Here is a 16,701-nt window from a genome sequence, read left to right as displayed (position 1 = left end):
GAATGAAGGACGGCATCGACACCAACCGCTCGGGCTACGCCGAGGTCCTGGATCGGGTCGCGGAGCGCGCCGCGTCGGCGGTGGTGGCCAAAGGACGTGTCCGCTCGGTCGCCCTGCGCGCCGCGCTTTCCGCGCGCCTGCGGGCCGAGCCAGGACAGGCGGACGCGTTCCTCGCCGACCCGGTGTTCGAGGCCGCGCGGGTCTGGAAACGCGCTGACCGCACGCTGAACGATCTGGCAGGTAAACTTTTGGAAGAGGATCTGGTGGCCGCACTAGACGGGGCGCCGAACCGCCGATGGCCACGGCACGGCGCTGAGCACGCGCCCTATCTCCACCAGATGCGCGCCTGGACCGCCGCGGCCGAGGAGCGGAGCTTTCTCGTCACCAGCGGCACCGGCTCGGGCAAGACCGAGTGCTTCATGGTGCCGATGCTAAACGACCTCCTGCGGCAGTCGCCAGCCGGGCGGCGGCGGGGCGTGCAGGCCATCGTCCTCTACCCGCTGAACGCTCTGATCGACAGCCAGCGCGAGCGGCTCGGCGAGTGGATTGCGCCCCTGTCGGGTAGGATCACCTACGCGCTCTACAACAGACATCTCAAAGAGACGCTGCCACCCCATGAATGGCCCGGCGGCGGGATGGTGCCGGACCGCAAGCGGCTGCGGGTGGATCCACCCTCGATTCTCGTCACTAACACCACGATGCTCGAATACATGCTGATGCGGGCTCAGGACGGACCGATCCTCGAGCGTTCGCAGGGCACGCTGCGCTGGATCGTGCTGGACGAGGCGCACAGCTACGTCGGCGCGCAGGCCGCAGAGATGGCGCTGCTGCTGCGCCGGGTGCGGGAGGCGTTCGGGGTCGCCCCGGAAGACGTTCGTCTCGCTGCGACCTCCGCCACCATCGGCGAAGGACAGGAAACGGCGGCGGCGCTGCGCCGCTTCGTGGCGGACCTGGGCGGCGTGCCGGAGGATCGCGTTGAGATCATCGCCGGCGAGGAGCGGGAGCCCGATCTGCCGCCCGAAGGCGCCCAAGCGGCGCTCGACCGAGAGGCGCTGGCGGTCCCGGACGAGAGCCTCTGGCAGATGCTCGCGCCCGATCCGCGGATCCGTGCCGCCCGCGCCCGGATGCGCGACGGGGGGCTGACGCTCGGCGCAGCGACGGGGATCCTCGGGCTCGGGGATCCGGGCGATCGAGGGGCCCGGCATCAGGCGTTCGCGGTTCTGGAGGCTGCGGCACGGGCGTGTGCTCCCGGATCCGATCTCCGCCTCGCGCCGTGGCGGCTCCACGTATTCCACCGGGCGCAGGCCGGACTCTGGGCCTGCATCGACCCAGCATGCCCGGATCGCCACCCGGCGCTTTCCACCGAAGGCTCGGACTGGCCGTACGGCCAGGTGCATCTTGAGGAACGAGAGCGCTGTACCTGCAGCGCGCCGGTCTTCGAGGTCGGCGCCTGCGACGAGTGCGGAACACCCTGGCTCCTCGCTGAACGCTTCGCGCAAGGGGCCCACGAGTACCTGACGCAGGCCCGCAGGGATGACGACGAGGACGAGTACGTGCTCGATGTCGAGCCCGACCCAAGCCCCGAAGAGGGCGCTGCGGCGACGCCGTCACGCGAGGTTCTGCTCGGCCCCGCGCAGGATAGCGGGGACGACATCGCAGTTCGGCTCACGGATGGCGCGTTGCTGAACCGGCCTGAGCCAAGTGACCTTGTTGCGACGCTTCGGATCGTCGAAGAGCGTGCCGATCGGGCCTGTTGCGCGCGCGCCCACGAGCCACGCACCGGCGTTCGGCCGCAGACCTTCGGCGCACCGTTCCTGATGGGTAACGCGATGCCCGTGCTCCTTGAGGCCGTGCCGCGCGTCGAGGGCGCGGGGGCGGCGCCCTTCGGCGGACGGAGGCTCTTGTCCTTTACCGACAGCCGGCAGGGCACCGCGCGGTTTTCGGCCAAGCTCCAGCAAGAGGCCGAGCGCAACTTGACCCGCGCCGTGATCACCCATGCCGTGCAAGAGGCCGGCGGGGGCGATCCGGCTAGAGCGGCCGCGCTGCAGGCCGAGATCGAAGGGCTGGAACAAGCGGTCGTTGCCGTGCCGTCGCTGCGCGGCCTTCTCGAAGAGAAACGGGAGGCGCTCGCTGCGCTGACCGACGGTGCCGGCCGTATCTCCTGGACCGATCTGCGCGGTACCCTCGCCGCCAACCCCGAACTGTCGGACTTCGCCGCCGAGGTCTGGCGCGGCCGCCCGCTCGGGGGTGCGCATCTGGCCGACACGCCCGCCGACCTCGCCGAACTGTTCCTGTTCCGCGAACTCTTCCGCCGGCCTCGGCTCCAAAACAACGTCGAGACCATGGGCCTCGCCCGGCTCGTCTTCCCGGCGCTCGAGGAGCATGCGCGCCTCAAGGTGCCGGCGCCGCTCGCCGAGGCCGGGCACGATACGAAGGTCTGGGCGGACGTCCTCCATGCTGCGGTGGACATCGTGTTCCGCGCCACCCTCGCCATCGACCTGCCACAGGATCCGGTGGACATGCGCCACTGGATTTCGCCCCGCAGCGCGCTTTCGGCAGTCATGGAGCCTGGTACGCCGCCTGACGCCGAGAGCCCGGTACGCAGCCCGTCCCGCTTTCCCACTGCCGCCGCGACGCGTGGCAGTCTAGTGCGGCTGCTCTACCGCCTGACAGGCGGTGCCCCCGACAACGCGCTAGACGCGGGGCGTGTCGACACCGTCCTCGCGGCGATCTGGACGGCCTTTAGCAGCGCGCGCCTGCTGAGGGCGGTCGGCCCCTATGCATGGCGGCTAGACCTTCGACGAGCGGAGGTCGCGCGGCTCGACCGCGCCTGGCAATGCCCGCAGACTTGGCGGCTTCTGCCCTTTGCGCCTGCCGGCGTTTCGCTCAACGCAATCGAGGCCGAGGCCCTGGCTACTCCCGTCGACATGCCGCGCCTGCCAGGGGCAGCGCCTACGGGGCTGACGGCCGAGGCGCGGGCGGAGGTCCGGCGCTGGCTCGAAGAGGACGGGAGGGTGGCTTCGCTCCGCAAGCGGGGCCACTGGACCGACATACACGACCGGATTGCTGAGTTCGCGCCCTTCCTGCGGGCGCAGGAGCATTCCGCTCAGATCGACCGGGCCAGCCTTCAGACGTATGAAGAAGCGTTCAGGAAAGGACGGATCAACATCCTCAACTGCTCCACCACCATGGAGATGGGCGTCGACATTCCCGACGTGGGCCTCGTGGTGAACACGAACGTGCCGCCGGCGCCTGCCAACTACCGCCAGCGGGTCGGCCGAGCCGGGCGCCGGGGCGAGCCATGGGCCCTGGCATTCACCTTCTGCAAAGACCTCCCGCTCGACCGCATGGTGTTTCGCGAACCCGCGCGCCTATTGAAGGGCGCGGTACGCGCGCCGGCGGTGCGGCTCGACGGGCCTGTCCTAATTCAGCGCCATGTCAACGCGCTCCTTCTCGGGATGTACCTGCGCGGCGAAGGCGGCATCAGGGTGACTACGGGCATCGGTACCTTCTTCGGCGCGACGCCCGATACGGTCTCGCCGTGGCTCCCCGACAGCCCGGCCGAAGGGTTCCTCGTCGCGCTGCAGGGAGAGTGGGCCGACAGCCTAGCCGTGGCTGAGGCCCTTCAGAACCTCGTTCGTGGAACCGTGCTCGAAGGCAACGCCGCAGTGACCGAGCGCGCGGCGGACGCGTTCGACCGGATGCGCGAGCGCTGGATGGCGGAGTATGGGCAGCTCCTGACTGCGCAAGATGCCCATCCGGAGCGTGACCCCGCTCATGGCTTCTACATGCGGCGCGCAAAGCGGATGCGGGAAGAATTCATGATCTCCGAACTCGCACGCCGTGGCTTCACCCCGGCCTATGGCTTTCCCGTCGATGTGGTCGCCTTCGACCATGTCGGGCGGACGGGCGGCGAAAGCGGTCCCTCGCGCCCGCTCGACATGGCGATCCGGGATTACTCGCCCGGGGCCGAGGTGGTCATCGACGGGCTCGTGCACCGCTCCGACGGCATCCTGCCGACTTGGGGCAACAGGAGCGAGCCAGGATCGGTCGAGGACCTGCGCACGCTATGGCGCTGTCCGTCCTGCAACGCCTTCGGACTGTCGCGCCTGCCCGTCGACACCTGCCCCGACTGTGGCAGCGGGACACGGCGGGGGGAGCTGCTGCGGCCGTCCGGCTTTCTCGGCACCAGCAAGCCACATGCAGCCTACGAGACCCTCGCCTTCGTGCCGCCCGACCGCGCCCGCGTGTCGGCGGCAGGCGCGCCATGGGTCTCGCTCAGCGATCCCGCCACCGGCGCGCTGCGGACCAGCCGAGAAGGCAAGGTGCTTGTGACCTCCTCGGGGCCCGGGGGCGCGGGCTACGCGATTTGCATAGCCTGTGGCCGGGCCGAGGCTGAGACCGGCGAAGACAGTGAAACGCTGCCGGCGGGTATGCGTAGTCACCGGCCATTGCAGAAACTCCGTGACAACCCGCGCGACGACGGGCTTTGCCCGGGCAACGACACGGGCTCGCGCCGGATCCGGCGCAACGTACGGCTTGGCAACGAAGTTTCCACAGATGTGTTCGAGCTGCGTCTCGAGGCGCTTCAGGCGACCGAGGCGGACCAGGGCCGCGCGCTCGCGATCGGCGCGGCGGTGCGAGAAGCGCTGGCGGAGCGGCTAGGAATCGACGCCGAGCTTATGGGTGTCAGCGTCGCTCCGAGCGTTCGCGCGGATGGAGGGCGGCGGTCGTCGTTCTTCCTTTACGATAAGGCGTCCGGCGGCTCTGGCTTTGCCAACACCGCCGAGACGGATCTTCCCACTCTGCTGACCGCTGCGGCTGAGCGGCTCGACTGTCCCTCGCGCTGCGCTCATGGCTGCCCCGACTGCATCCTGCGCCGCGATTTGCAGTTCGACCTCGGGCCGGTGGACCGACCCGGCGCGCTTAAAGCGCTGCGCAGCGAGGTCCTGCCGCGCCTGTCCCTGCCCGAGGATTTGCAGGTCTTCGGCCCGGCGACGCGGGTGCTCACCGAACCAGTCCCCGACTGGATACGCCGCGCCCTCGCCCAAGGCGGTCTGACCCGCCTCACGCTCTTCCTGCACGGCGACGCGACCGGCTGGGACGCCATGGACTGGACTGGCCCCGAACTGCTCGCGGCGGCGCAGCGGTGCGGCGTCGAGGTTGCGCTGGCGCTGCCTGCAGGGGAAGTGCCAAAGCTAGCCTTCGCGCAGAAGCTCGACCTGGTGCGGGCTGTCGCACGCTCTGGTGGGTCGCTGCGCTCCTGTGCAAACCTGCCCATGGCGGGCGGCCTTCCCATCATCGCCGAGCTCGAGGCCGGCGGACGCCATCAGCAGATCGCAACCCCTGCACCGTCGGCTGCAACAGTCGGACCAACGTGGGGCGACGTCAGCGTCGCGCCAGCCCTCGTTGGCGCGCACGCTCCGGCCGAGATGGGCCCAGCGCTCTCTCTGGCTAAGCTTGCGGCCTTCGGCGAAGGTAACAGCGCCCACGTGGACATCCGGCATCAGTTTGACGGACCGGTCGCCGGTTTCGGCAAGGCCTTCTGGAAAGCGGTGGTGCCCCTTCGCCCGCAGGCCTTCGCGGGCAAGCGTCCGGTAGCTCGTGTCGTGTACAGCGACCGCTACCTGCGCACGCCACTGTCCGTGCGCCTTCTCGCGGGGATCCTGTATGCCATGCCGGGCCGGAACGAGGCAACAGCGGTCGAGGTCGTCTCTGAACAGGGCTCCGGAGCCGACCGGGAGCCGCCGCGGGCCCTGCACCACACCTGGCCGGAGGATACAACGCGCGGCGCCGTCCTGCGCGCGCTGCTGCCCAGCGCCTCGGTGTCGCTCCGACCCAAGGACGCCTGTGCCCACGCCCGGAGCCTGCGGCTTGACTTTGCCGACGGCACGGCGGTCACGATTCATCTCGATCAGGGTTTGGGCGCTTGGCGCACCCCGGGACGCCCGGTGCGCTTCGACGGCGAGGCCGAGCCAGCGCGTCAGGCTGCCGAGTTGATGCGGATCGAGACCGCTGTCGTGATCCAAGGAGAAGGTCAACAGCCCTCGCCGCTCTGGGTAACTTGGTAGGGGTGTGATAGGTAGTGAGCCAGAACGACCACAAGGCACGGATCTTCTTCGATCAGCCGATCCCGAAATCACTGCATCAGGCGATCGGCCGGCAAAGGACGATCGATAGCGAAGGTCGGTCGACCAACCGACCGAAGCCTCGAAAAGCGGCACCGCTCCGTTCTGGGCTCGGCCATGCAGGGTGCAAAGCGAAGGACCGGCGCGAAGACGGAAAGGATGTTCGTCGCAGACACGGGCATCTCGACGACCAAGACCGGAGCCTGCTACACAGTACTTTCACGTCGAATGCACATCGGAAGGCCGCGTTGCAGATTTCACTTCTTGAAAACCATGTCACATTAATCAGTGAGCCGACGTTGCTACGCCATCGCTCTTGGAAATTCGAATTAGCTCACCGGCGGCGTCCATATACGCTGCTCGACCAAGTCTTTGGCCGCTGGAGGGGCGAGGGCTGTTCGCACCACGACTTTACCGCGAACCCGCCTACGCACGCACTTCGCCTGAGAACAGCATCCATTCACATCGTCGAGCGCCAGATCTCTCGCGCTCACATAGCGAAAAAACTCGACTGACGCGGGGCTCAGATGGACGACAACATCCTACCCGATCCTATGGCCAGCCTTAGCGCAGATCTCGCACAGGAGATATTTCCGATTGCGAGGAGCGATCGGCGAAAGAACAAGGATCTTTTTTTCGATATAATCCCGGAGGATCGGCTAAAGAACGACGCTGACTTCTACGACGGCCTCCTCCGCATCATTGCATCAGGAGATCATGCGCGCCTGCGTCGCTATGACGACCGTATGAAGCGGTCCGGGGATATGACCAAGACCTTCGGATTTCGCGCACTACGCTGGCTGGTGACCCGATCCGCGGGGGAACTGACTTCTGATGAGATTCACGACATTCCGGAGGACCATTTCCCCTTCGGAACACCAGAGCGAGAAGTGCACCGAATCTACCTCGGTCTCGTAGGGATAGATTCATCCATGGCGCCGGTCTCGCCTGCGGAGGCGGGAGGGAAAGAAGCTCCTTCGGCTCGCGACTGGATGACTCTCGCTCAAGGTCTTGCCGACGGTGCGCAAAGCTTGGATCGGCCCGACGTCGAAGCGGCCGCGCGCTTGGTAGAGCTGGCCGAGGCGCTGTACGAGGCTTGTCGCACCGCTGCTGCAGCTGACGCTGCGGAGGAGAACATCCGTCTACGAGCAGACGCCTTGCGTGACCGGCTCATTACACTCGATCCGGATCTGGCCGACGCTTGGCCCGAGGATGCTTCCGCCGAGAGCCTCGACCGGATCGAGGAAACACTCGCGGAGGCAGAGATTGCTTATCAAGCTGCTCTAGAGGCCGAAAATGCGTTCGAGGCGGCAGATCGTGAGGTGCGCGCTGCTGCAGAGGCTCGGGCCTACGAGCGTCTCCCAGATTTGTCGTCGCGCGCGAAGGAGCAGGGGATCCAAGCGTATTCGGCTCGCACTGATCGGGATAAGGTATTCGCGGCACTGCTTGCGCTACTATCGCAGGAAGAACCAAAGGACACATCCGCAGGAAACGGCACCGAACCTGATTCCGCCAAGGACGAACCCGAGCCGGGATCAATCGCGGAGGCGGCGTCACCTGAACCGGAGGTCCCGGTGCAGATTGCAAACCACCCGGACGATGCTTCGCCGGACGCCGACAAGCCGGAAACGGCGAAAGAGGCAACGATGCAGCTTGGCGCTGCTCGGCCTGAGAGCAGCGCAGAGGCCGAGAGCAATGCGCAGCCTGAGCCTGAGCCTGAGCTTGAGACAGCCATTCTGAGCAAAACTGATTTCACGCAAGAAGCGTTACCGGAGGCGGCGCACGTTCCGCCGGACTTATCGCCAATTCCGGAAGGGACGGATCCGGAAGAACTGCTCGCACAGTATCTTTCCGCGGGCGAGATCGCCTTCGCTTGGCATCTGGCGCGGCTTGTAAAGACACCAGTATCGGCGCCGATCCTGCGGACGTTGGCGATCCTTCCCGCCATACATCAGCCCGAGGACATGGCGGATCCGAGGCGCAGCAGTGCGCTTGCCGAACTTGCGGCCGCTTTGCCCGAAGCGACCGATCCCGTCGCGGCGGGGAGGCTAGCCCTAGCAGCGCTGTTGCGCCCGGCCCTGTTCGACCCCGATCACGGAGCCCGCGGCATTCTGGAAAACCTCGTTGGCTTGCCGGGGCTCGAAGCACAAGCACCGCTGATCGAGGCGCTCGTCAACCTTGGCTACGATGTGCGGCTGTCGGCTGGACTGCTTGCCGAACTTGCCGGGAATCGACCGCCGTCGGCGGAACCGGCCATGCGCAGGCGCCTCGAGGGGTGGTTGGCTGAAGCACGGCACCGAAAGACGGTGCATCAGCCGACTTACGCGATATTCCACAGAGAGCTTCACCAAGAGGGTGAGATTGGACGTGTCGCCGAGGCTGTGTTGGCCGGGGCCGAGAACGCAGAGGCGCTTGCGCAGGATCTGATCGACAGGCTTGCCCATGATAGGAATGCGCAGGAGGCTTTCGTTTCCGAAGCCGAACGGCGCAGTGGCCGCCCAAGACGGGACCGGATCGAAGGCATGGCGCTCGATTGGTTTTGTCGAGGGATTCAGGAGGCCTGCGATCAATTCGCCGACTGGATTGAAGCGCGGCGCCAGGATGCTCGGCTGACGCAGGATCACAGCCGCGAGCGGCTGCTGCGCGCTCTTGGACCCGTACGAAAGGCCCTGGACATTCGCGTTAGCGGGCCGACCGAAGGCGAAGGGAAACTTGCCGAAGCTTCTGGTCTCGTTCTGGCCGACAAGCTCGACGATTTGCGGAAACTCATCGAAGGTCGGGCGGCACTTTCGGTCACGCCCCGCATTCAAGATCTGCTCGAATCCCCGCTACTGCGACTGCCCGGCGGTTGTCAGGACTGGACCGAGGATGACGGTCCTGCCTTTGATTCCGAGCGTGCGTTGCGCGATCGTCGCCTTGCCGCCGCTCTCGTTAGGCCGGAGTTGATTGCACCGAACGTATCCCTTGCATTCGACGCGAGGCTGAAAGAGACGGCGGTGCTCGCCGCGCAACGCCTCCTAGACCGACTGCATGAGAGCGACCTACCCAAAAATCAATACGATTCTCGACGGCAGCAGCTCGACGAGGTGCTTGAAGCTGCCCGCCGAAAGGCGCGCGAGCGTGTGGCACGTCTTCGGCAATCCTTGACGACGATCGGTTACCTTGATCTCGACGCTGCAACGGCGCTACCCGGTGATCTGTCACGACTCGCCCTCATCGATTCCGCCTTGGTCGCCTCGGACAAGGGTGACGACGTGATGTTGCCGGCACTGAACAGAATTCGACGGCCTGATCTGCCGCCAGACTTTCCAGAACTCGATTCCCTCCTTGCCGAGATGGAAGTGCGCCGGGACCGTCTGCAGGAGCAGATTGCCGAGCGTCAGCGGCTGGAACTGGAACGGCTCATGGCCTTGCCACAGGGGGAATCGGCGCGGGAGCTTCTCGCGGTCTTCGACCGCTTGGATCCAGTTACTGCCGACGACGCGATCGCCGAGATCAAGGCGGGACGAGCGGTCCCGATGCCAGAAGTTGCTGTTCCCGATGTTTTTGCCCGATTCTTTCCCGGCTTTGTCGCTGACATCGCGGCAGAACCTGAAGAGACCAAGCGAGGGCGAATTCAGGCTGCCTTGGAAACGCGAGGATCGGCTGGGCCAATCAACCTGGCAAGCATCGACGAGCGGCGCGCCCGCAGGCTCAAGCAGCTTCTAGAATCTTGGGGTCAGGGAGAGAACGCGCTGCGGCAGAGCCAGCCTGCTCGGCTGCGCGAGGCTTTGGCGAAGCTGTTCGAGTTGATCGGATTCAGTGGAGTGCGCCTTGCCGACGGGCGCGAAGCCCTGCCTGGACGGCTTCGGCTGCTGACGATGAACTGCGATGTGCCGCGCCGGGCAGACGGCTTCCTTCCCCCCGCGTTCGGCAGTGTCGCGGGCGGACGCTATCAACTGCTAGCGGCACGCGCGGATGTGCCCATCGACCAGCTCCTGCGCCAAATCGGAAGCGAAGCCCCCGATGCGCCTTGGATCGTTGTGCTATTCAACAGGCTTGACGTCAAAGATCGTCAACGCCTTGCACGCCAGATGAGGTCCGAGGCGCGTTCAGCTGTCTTTCTCGACGAACCGCTTCTGCTCTTCGCGGGTCTCGAAAGCGACGATACGCTCGCAACTCTTTTCGATTGTGCGATGCCCTTTGCATGGGTTCAGCCGTATACGATCAGCCCCGGCCGGATTCCGCCCGAGATCTTTTTCGGTCGCGAGGCCGAGATCGACCGGATCGTTTCTCGCAACGCAGAGGGTTGCCTGATCTACGGCGGTCGGCAGTTGGGCAAGTCGGTTCTTCTCAACCACATTCGCGGAGAGCGGCATCGGCCGGAGCGCGGCGAACTGGCGCTCTATCTCGACATCAGGTCTATCGGAGGGCCAGGTGTGCCGGCCGAGGGCATCTGGCAATCACTTGCTCATGAGTTGCGCAGGTTCGCGGAATTTCAGGAGATCGAGTCCGACCCCAAGGAACTGGTTGCTGCAGTTGAGACCTGGCTCGACCGCGACCCCGCACGTCGTCTGCTTGCAATGTTCGACGAGGCCGACAACTTCCTGCGCACCGAACATGCCGCCGGGTATCCCCACCTCCTGCCGCTCAAGGGGCTCATGGAGAGGACCGGACGGCGCTTCAAGGCGGTATTCGCGGGCCTGCACAATGTCCGACGGATGGCGCGGGCGCCAAACTCACCGCTGCCGCATCTTGGCGAGCCAATCTGCATTGGGCCTATGAACCAGAGCCCCGCAAACCGTACCGCTCTACGGCAGCTCGCGGTTGAGCCGATGCGCGCGGCCGGTCTTGACTATTCCGAACAGGAACTCGTTTCGGACATGTTGGCGCGAATGAACTACTATCCATCTCTTGTGCAGGTCTTTGGCCGGCAGATCGTTGAAAGCTTCGGCAGGCGGCCGCGCGCAGGCAACGTTGGACCGCGCTGGAAATTGGACCGAGAGAGCCTTTTCGAGGGCGCTGCTGCGGAGAGGATCGCCGATCAGATCCGCGATCGCTTTCAGTTAACGCTGAACCTCGATGTCCGTTACGACTGTATTGCCCGCTCAATCGCGCTGCACCGGCTCGAAGCGGCAGGCGGCGACAACAAGGTTCTGGCACAGGGGCTGACGGCAGCCGAGATTCGCAGGATCACACATTGGCCGAAGGCGCTCGCTCAACCAGCGATGACTGATTTCGAGGAACTCCTTGAGGAGCTGGTAGATCTTGGCATCCTCAGCCGGTTTCCCGACAAACGGTATGGGTTGCGAAATGCCCAAGTGGCGCAGATGTTGGGGCGGCAAGAGGAACTGGAGGACGCTCTCCTTCGGCTCGACGAACGTGAGGACGACCCCGCATACGACGCGGCGCTATTTTTCCGGTTGCTCGCGCCCGAAATACCCGGTGCGCGCGCCCCTCTATCCGACCGTGACCTCGACAGAGTGTTTGATCGGCGCGTTCCCGGTATACGTTTGGTCCGATCTTCTGCTGCGATTGTCGGTGGTGATGTCGCGGGCCGCGTTCTTGCTGCAGCACGTCTCTGGCTGCCCGAAGGCAACCATATCCGAACCAAGAGCGACGACGCGCAGGTCCGGCGCGCGCTTGACAGGGTCAAGACAGGACCTGCGGCTCTTGTGATTGAGGGTGATTGGTCGCCTTCTTCCGCGGCGCAGCTCGCCCGCCAACCGAAGGTCGAGCGGGGAGACGTGCTGCCGATCTGGTGCGTGTCGCATGTCACTTCACCTGCGGATGGGATGATCGTCTTTGATGCTGGTGCGTGGTCCGAGGCGATGCTGCGGCATTGGCTGGCAGACGAGGGCTTCGTTCCAGCTCTGGACGATGCGCCAACGCGAGCTGCGCTCATGGCTGCAACGGGCGGAGCGCCGGCCCGTCTGGAGGCGCTTCGCCATTTCCTGTCGGACCTGGCGGTTCGACCGGTCGCTGGCCGTGCCGAGGATCTTGCAGACTGGGCGGCGAAAACGCCGCTGTCAGCGGAATCTTTGGGTCTTGATCAAGCCGACTTGAATTGCCTGAACACGCTTCACCAACTTGAGGACCTCGATCCGTCGCTCGCGGATTTCTTGGGCGAGTGTCCCGACGCGACTGCGCAAAGGCTGGAACGCCTCGCCACCTTCGGAACACTTCGCCAAGGGCGGACACCCGACGCTGCACCGATCCTCACCCCGCTGGGCAGACTGTTCGCTGAATGACGGCAGATCCGGATCCGTGGAGTCTGCCAGGCCTCGGCAGGTGGCTTAATGACTTAGCGCGGCGGCTCGATCATGGAATCGCCGTGCTTCCTTCGGACCCGAGCCGTCCGCCCGGCGTCGAGGCAGCGCTAAGGGCTCACCTACGGCATCCGCCCGTCGAGTTCCGCGCGGATATTGGCCAGTCCCCCGCCGCCGCCGTGGCTGATGCCTTCGGTACCGCGCCAACGCTCGAGGCGCTGCTCAATCCAGTACTGGACGAGGAACTCGGTATCATATCGCTCTCGGAAATCGGACCAAATGACGTGGCAGTTTGGTCTGTATTCCTGGAGCGTTTTGCGGCTGCCCGTGCTTCGGGGCGCGCCGGCCCAGCGTTGCTGGTGACCGACATACCGGCGGACCTGGCTATTCCGGCCGAGGCAATGCCTCAGAACTGGCAGAAAGGGCTGCGCCGGGGAGACCGAGTGATCTGGGCAGAAGAGCATCTTCCCGCAACGCGCGACGGCTTGGCCGGAGAATTGGCAGTAGTGCTCGCAGTGGAGCTGTGTGCTTGGCGGCTGGACCTCGCGGCGTCGCTGGTACAGGCTGGTCTCGATGACTTGGCCGATCCAGTAGCGTGGCTTTCGCGCCGCGCCGAGGCCCCGATCCTTGGACAAGAGACCCCATGCCCGCTAGCCATTCTCGCCGGTCAGCGAAAGAGCGAAATACAGCAACGCATCTGGAAGGCGCAGTTGACAGCTTTGTTTCCCGAGATCGAGAGTAGACGACTTGAGATTGTGGCAGCGCATCGGAGCCGGCTAAGGCTCGATGATCATCTGCGTGGCCTCGGTGTGGCCTCAATCGAAGAAATTGAGCTGGGTGCGCTTCGTTTTCAGTTACGCGGGGCTCTGACCCGACAAGAGACCGATCGGCTTGATGTGCTTGTGCGGGCACGCAATGCGCTCGCCCACCGCCAACCTGTGCCTCCTGAAGATGCACTAAGACTCCTTCGCAACTGAAATCTGGCGACGCCTCGATCCATTTCGGTTGCGACCTCGGCTAGCAGGCCCAGCTCTTTTTCTACTATTTGGCGTGTCGCATCCGCAATTAATGACGAGACACTAACCGATCAGGTTTCGCGTCGATACCGCAGGCATTAAGTAAGCTCCCGGTGAGGACCGTCTGACGCTGAAGGTGGGATGGATGTAGGAGGCTGAAGCTATGGACACCCATAGCTTCAGTTCCCAAGTCGAGGTTCTCTCGGTGACCGATAGTGGTCGGCGGCGTCGCTGGTCGGCTGCCGAGAAGATCCGTATCGTCGAGGAAAGCCTGTCGCGCCCGCGCAGCGTGGCGCTGACGGCGCGGCGTCACGATATCTCTCGCGCGTTGCTGACGCGCTGGCGGAAGGACTATCGCGAGGGCCTTCTCGGAAATGAGCCTGCCCTGACCTTTGCGCCGGTGATGATTGCTGCCGAACCTGTGCCTGTATCGGTATCACCTGCGGCAGAGCTGGAGATCTCCGATGCCGTCACAGTCGCGATCACACTGGTGAATGGCCGGCACCTCGTGGTTCCTGCGGGAATTGACCCGGTCATTCTGGCGCGGCTGCTTCCGGTGCTGGACAGCGCATGATCGCCTTTCCGGCGGGGGCGCGCGTGTGGATTGCAGGCGGGGTGACGGACATGCGGTGCGGGATGAACAGCCTGGCGCTGAAGGTCCAGCAGGGCCTGGGTCGCGATCCGCACGGTGGCGAGATCTTCTGCTTCCGGGGGCGCAAGGGTGACCTGATCAAGGTGTTGTGGCACGACGGGGTCGGCATGTCGCTGTATCTGAAGCGGCTGGAGGCGGGGAAGTTCATCTGGCCGGTGAGCCAGAATGGCTCAGCCGTTCCGGTTTCGGCGGCGCAGCTCGGCTATCTTCTGGAAGGAATCGACTGGCGCAATCCGCGCTGGACGCAGCGGCCTGCCTCGGCGGGTTGATAGCCAAAATACCCTTGTTTTATTGGACTATTCCGGGGTTTCGTGATAGGTCTTCGGCATGTCGGAGACCACCTCGGAGATCGCTGTTCTGCGCGCCGCACTCGCCGCGGCAGAGGCTCGCGCATCTGCCGCAGAGGACGCCTTGGTCGCCGCCAAGGGGGAGTTGACCCAGGTTCAGGCGATCGTCTCGGCCTCTGAAGACATGATCCGGCACCTCCGACTGCAGATCGCCAAACTCCGCCGCGAGCAATATGGCCATGGTGCCGAACGCCATGCCCGGCTGATCGAGCAACTGGAGATGCAGCTCGAAGACATCGAGACCGACATTGCCGATGACCGGGCCAAAGCCGAGGCGACGGGCCCGAGGGCGATGGTCGCGGCCTTCGAACGCCGCCGCCCAGCCCGCAAGCCGTTCCCCGGGCATTTGCCCCGCGAGCGCGTCGTGGTTAAGGCGCCGACTTCCTGCACTTGCTGCGGGTCCTCGCGCATCGTGAAGATGGGCGAAGACATCACCGAGACGCTGGAGGTGATCCCGCGGCAGTGGAAGGTCGTGCAAACCGTCCGCGAGAAGTTCACCTGCCGCGACTGCGAGAAGATCAGCCAGCCGCCAGCGCCGTTCCACCCGACACCCCGGGGCTGGGCCGGCCCGAACCTGCTGGCCATGGTGCTGTTCGAGAAGTTTGGCCAGCATCAGCCCCTGAACAGGCAGGCCGAGCGCTATGCGAAGGAGGGCGTCGAGATCAGCCTTTCCACCCTGGCCGATCAGGTCGGGGCCTGTGCCGTGGCGCTGCAGCCGATCCACGATCTGATCCGCGTCCATGTCCTTGCGGCAGAACGATTGCATGCCGATGACACAACCGTGCCGCTCATGGCCAAGGGCGGCACGCAGACGGCCCGGCTCTGGACCTATCTACGCGATGATCGGCCCTTCGCAGGCGAGGCGCCGCCAGCGGCCCTCTATTACTTCTCAACCGACCGACGGATGGAGCACCCGACACGGCACCTGGCGGACTGGACCGGCATTCTCCAAGCCGATGCCTATGGTGGCTACAACGGCGTTTACGACGCGGGCCACAAGCCTGCCCCGGTGCGCAGGGCACTGTGCTGGTCCCATGCCCGGCGCAAGTTCTTCGAACTGGCGGATATCAAAGCCACAGCCCGCAAGGGCAAAAAGGTGGCCGTAGAGATCTCGCCCATCGCGCTGGAGGCCGTCAAACGCTTCGACGCCATCTTCGATGCCGAGCGCGAGATCACCGGCCTGACCGCCGAGGCCCGCCATGACGCCCGTCAGCGGCTGGTGCGCCCGATGGTCCAGGATCTGCACAACTGGTTGCGGACCGAACGCGCCCGAATGTCGAAGCACAACCCCGTCGCCAAGGCGATCAACTACATGTTCGAGGAGGACGGCCGCTGGGACGCCTTCACCTGCTTCCTCGATGATGGCCGCATCTGCCTGACGAACAATGCGGCCGAACGTGCCCTCCGCGGCATTGCCCTCGGCCGCAAGGCTTGGCTCTTCGCCGGATCTCCGCGCGGTGGCGACCGCGCCGCCTTCATGTACTCCCTGATCGTCACGGCCAGGATGAATGACGTCGACCCGCAGGCCTGGCTGGCCGATGTCCTTGCCCGGCTGCCGGACATACCCCTGTCGCGCCTGCCGGAACTTCTTCCCTGGAACTGGTCGCAAATACCGCAAAGGAGGGCCGCATGACCCTGATCGCCCGCCTCCGGATCCTTCTGAACGACGTCGATCCTCAGCCGATGCGCCATATCGAGGTGCCGCTGAAGATCAGGCTCGACCGGCTGCATGAGGTGGTCCAGGCGGCGATGGGCTGGACGGACAGCCATCTCTACGAATTCCGGGCCGGTGGCGCCGGCTGGGGCGTGCCCGGTCCGGACGGATTCTACGACGGCCCGATGCCCGCGAAGAAGGCGACGCTGCAGAAGGTGCTCGAGGATACCGGCGTCAGGACGCTCCAGTATGTCTACGACTTCGGCGATGACTGGGACCACAGCATCCGGATCGAGCGGGTCACCGAGGCCAGCCCGGGCGTGACCTATCCAAGGCTTCTGAAGGCCAGCGGGGCCTGCCCGCCCGAGGATGTCGGCGGTGCTCCGGGCTACGAGGAATTCCTCGAAGCCCTCGCAGATCCGGACCACGAGCAGCACGACGACATGGTCGGCTGGTCAGGTGCATCCTTCGATCCCGAAGATGCCAGGATCGACAGGATCGTCGAACGCTTTGACCAACTCGCGAAGAAATGGTCCCCGCGGCCCGGCAAGCCCAAAGCACCCAAGCCCACTCCCTGAGCACGGACACCCGTCCGCGGCCTACGCCGGATGGTTACGGCATTAACGTAAGCTCCCGGTGAGGACCGTCTGACGCTG

Annotated in this window: 8 protein-coding genes; all 8 read left to right on the top strand. The window is 65.2% G+C overall.

The annotated features are described in order from the left end of the window. The first annotated feature begins 2 nt into the window (after nt 1-2). The 8 genes from ACNKFW_RS02420 to ACNKFW_RS02385 all read left to right on the top strand — a co-directional run bounded on the left by ACNKFW_RS02420 (nt 3) and on the right by ACNKFW_RS02385 (nt 16,623). A complete protein-coding gene (locus ACNKFW_RS02420) occupies nt 3-6,071 on the top strand; it encodes a DEAD/DEAH box helicase (protein ID WP_017998338.1) in 6,069 nt (2,022 codons plus the stop codon). Nucleotides 6,072-6,085: 14 nt separating this feature from the next. Then, nucleotides 6,086-6,643 carry a hypothetical protein gene (locus ACNKFW_RS02415; protein WP_157403915.1) on the top strand — a complete coding sequence of 186 codons (558 nt, stop codon included), beginning with the start codon at nt 6,086-6,088 and terminating at the stop codon, nt 6,641-6,643. Between the two features lie 12 nt (nt 6,644-6,655). Next, the gene (locus ACNKFW_RS02410) at nt 6,656-12,358 is read left to right on the top strand and encodes a hypothetical protein (RefSeq protein WP_017998339.1); all 5,703 of its coding nucleotides are present in this window, start codon (nt 6,656-6,658) and stop codon (nt 12,356-12,358) included. Continuing rightward, nucleotides 12,355-13,353: a hypothetical protein gene (locus ACNKFW_RS02405; protein WP_157403916.1), complete on the top strand. Its 999-nt coding sequence runs from the start codon at nt 12,355-12,357 to the stop codon at nt 13,351-13,353. Before ACNKFW_RS02410 ends, ACNKFW_RS02405 begins: the two co-directional genes overlap by 4 nt. 202 nt (nt 13,354-13,555) lie before the next feature. Then, complete coding sequence (gene tnpA / locus ACNKFW_RS02400) at nt 13,556-13,966, top strand: IS66-like element accessory protein TnpA (protein WP_120441954.1); 411 nt, start codon at nt 13,556-13,558, stop codon at nt 13,964-13,966. Then, nucleotides 13,963-14,313: an IS66 family insertion sequence element accessory protein TnpB gene (gene tnpB / locus ACNKFW_RS02395; RefSeq protein WP_112312267.1), complete on the top strand. Its 351-nt coding sequence runs from the start codon at nt 13,963-13,965 to the stop codon at nt 14,311-14,313. Before tnpA ends, tnpB begins: the two co-directional genes overlap by 4 nt. Nucleotides 14,314-14,371: 58 nt before the next feature. Continuing rightward, nucleotides 14,372-16,024 (top strand): IS66 family transposase, encoded by a 1,653-nt coding sequence (gene tnpC / locus ACNKFW_RS02390; RefSeq protein WP_418024717.1) that lies wholly within the window; start codon nt 14,372-14,374, stop codon nt 16,022-16,024. Continuing rightward, nucleotides 16,021-16,623 carry a plasmid pRiA4b ORF-3 family protein gene (locus ACNKFW_RS02385; protein ID WP_418024716.1) on the top strand — a complete coding sequence of 201 codons (603 nt, stop codon included), beginning with the start codon at nt 16,021-16,023 and terminating at the stop codon, nt 16,621-16,623. Before tnpC ends, ACNKFW_RS02385 begins: the two co-directional genes overlap by 4 nt. Nucleotides 16,624-16,701: the final 78 nt, after the last annotated feature.

It is taken from the genome of Paracoccus sp. TD-10, from assembly GCF_048270675.1.
Lineage (GTDB): Bacteria > Pseudomonadota > Alphaproteobacteria > Rhodobacterales > Rhodobacteraceae > Paracoccus > Paracoccus pantotrophus.
This window is presented reverse-complemented; position numbering and strand designations above follow the sequence as displayed.

What these genes read in the sequence shown, in the direction of transcription:
- ACNKFW_RS02420 (WP_017998338.1), top strand. Translation starts at nt 3, where the DNA reads ATGAAGGACGGCATCGACACCAACCGCTCGGGCTACGCCGAGGTCCTG.
- ACNKFW_RS02410 (WP_017998339.1), top strand. Translation starts at nt 6,656, where the DNA reads ATGGACGACAACATCCTACCCGATCCTATGGCCAGCCTTAGCGCAGAT.
- ACNKFW_RS02405 (WP_157403916.1), top strand. Translation starts at nt 12,355, where the DNA reads ATGACGGCAGATCCGGATCCGTGGAGTCTGCCAGGCCTCGGCAGGTGG.
- tnpA (WP_120441954.1), top strand. Translation starts at nt 13,556, where the DNA reads ATGGACACCCATAGCTTCAGTTCCCAAGTCGAGGTTCTCTCGGTGACC.
- tnpB (WP_112312267.1), top strand. Translation starts at nt 13,963, where the DNA reads ATGATCGCCTTTCCGGCGGGGGCGCGCGTGTGGATTGCAGGCGGGGTG.
- tnpC (WP_418024717.1), top strand. Translation starts at nt 14,372, where the DNA reads ATGTCGGAGACCACCTCGGAGATCGCTGTTCTGCGCGCCGCACTCGCC.
- ACNKFW_RS02385 (WP_418024716.1), top strand. Translation starts at nt 16,021, where the DNA reads ATGACCCTGATCGCCCGCCTCCGGATCCTTCTGAACGACGTCGATCCT.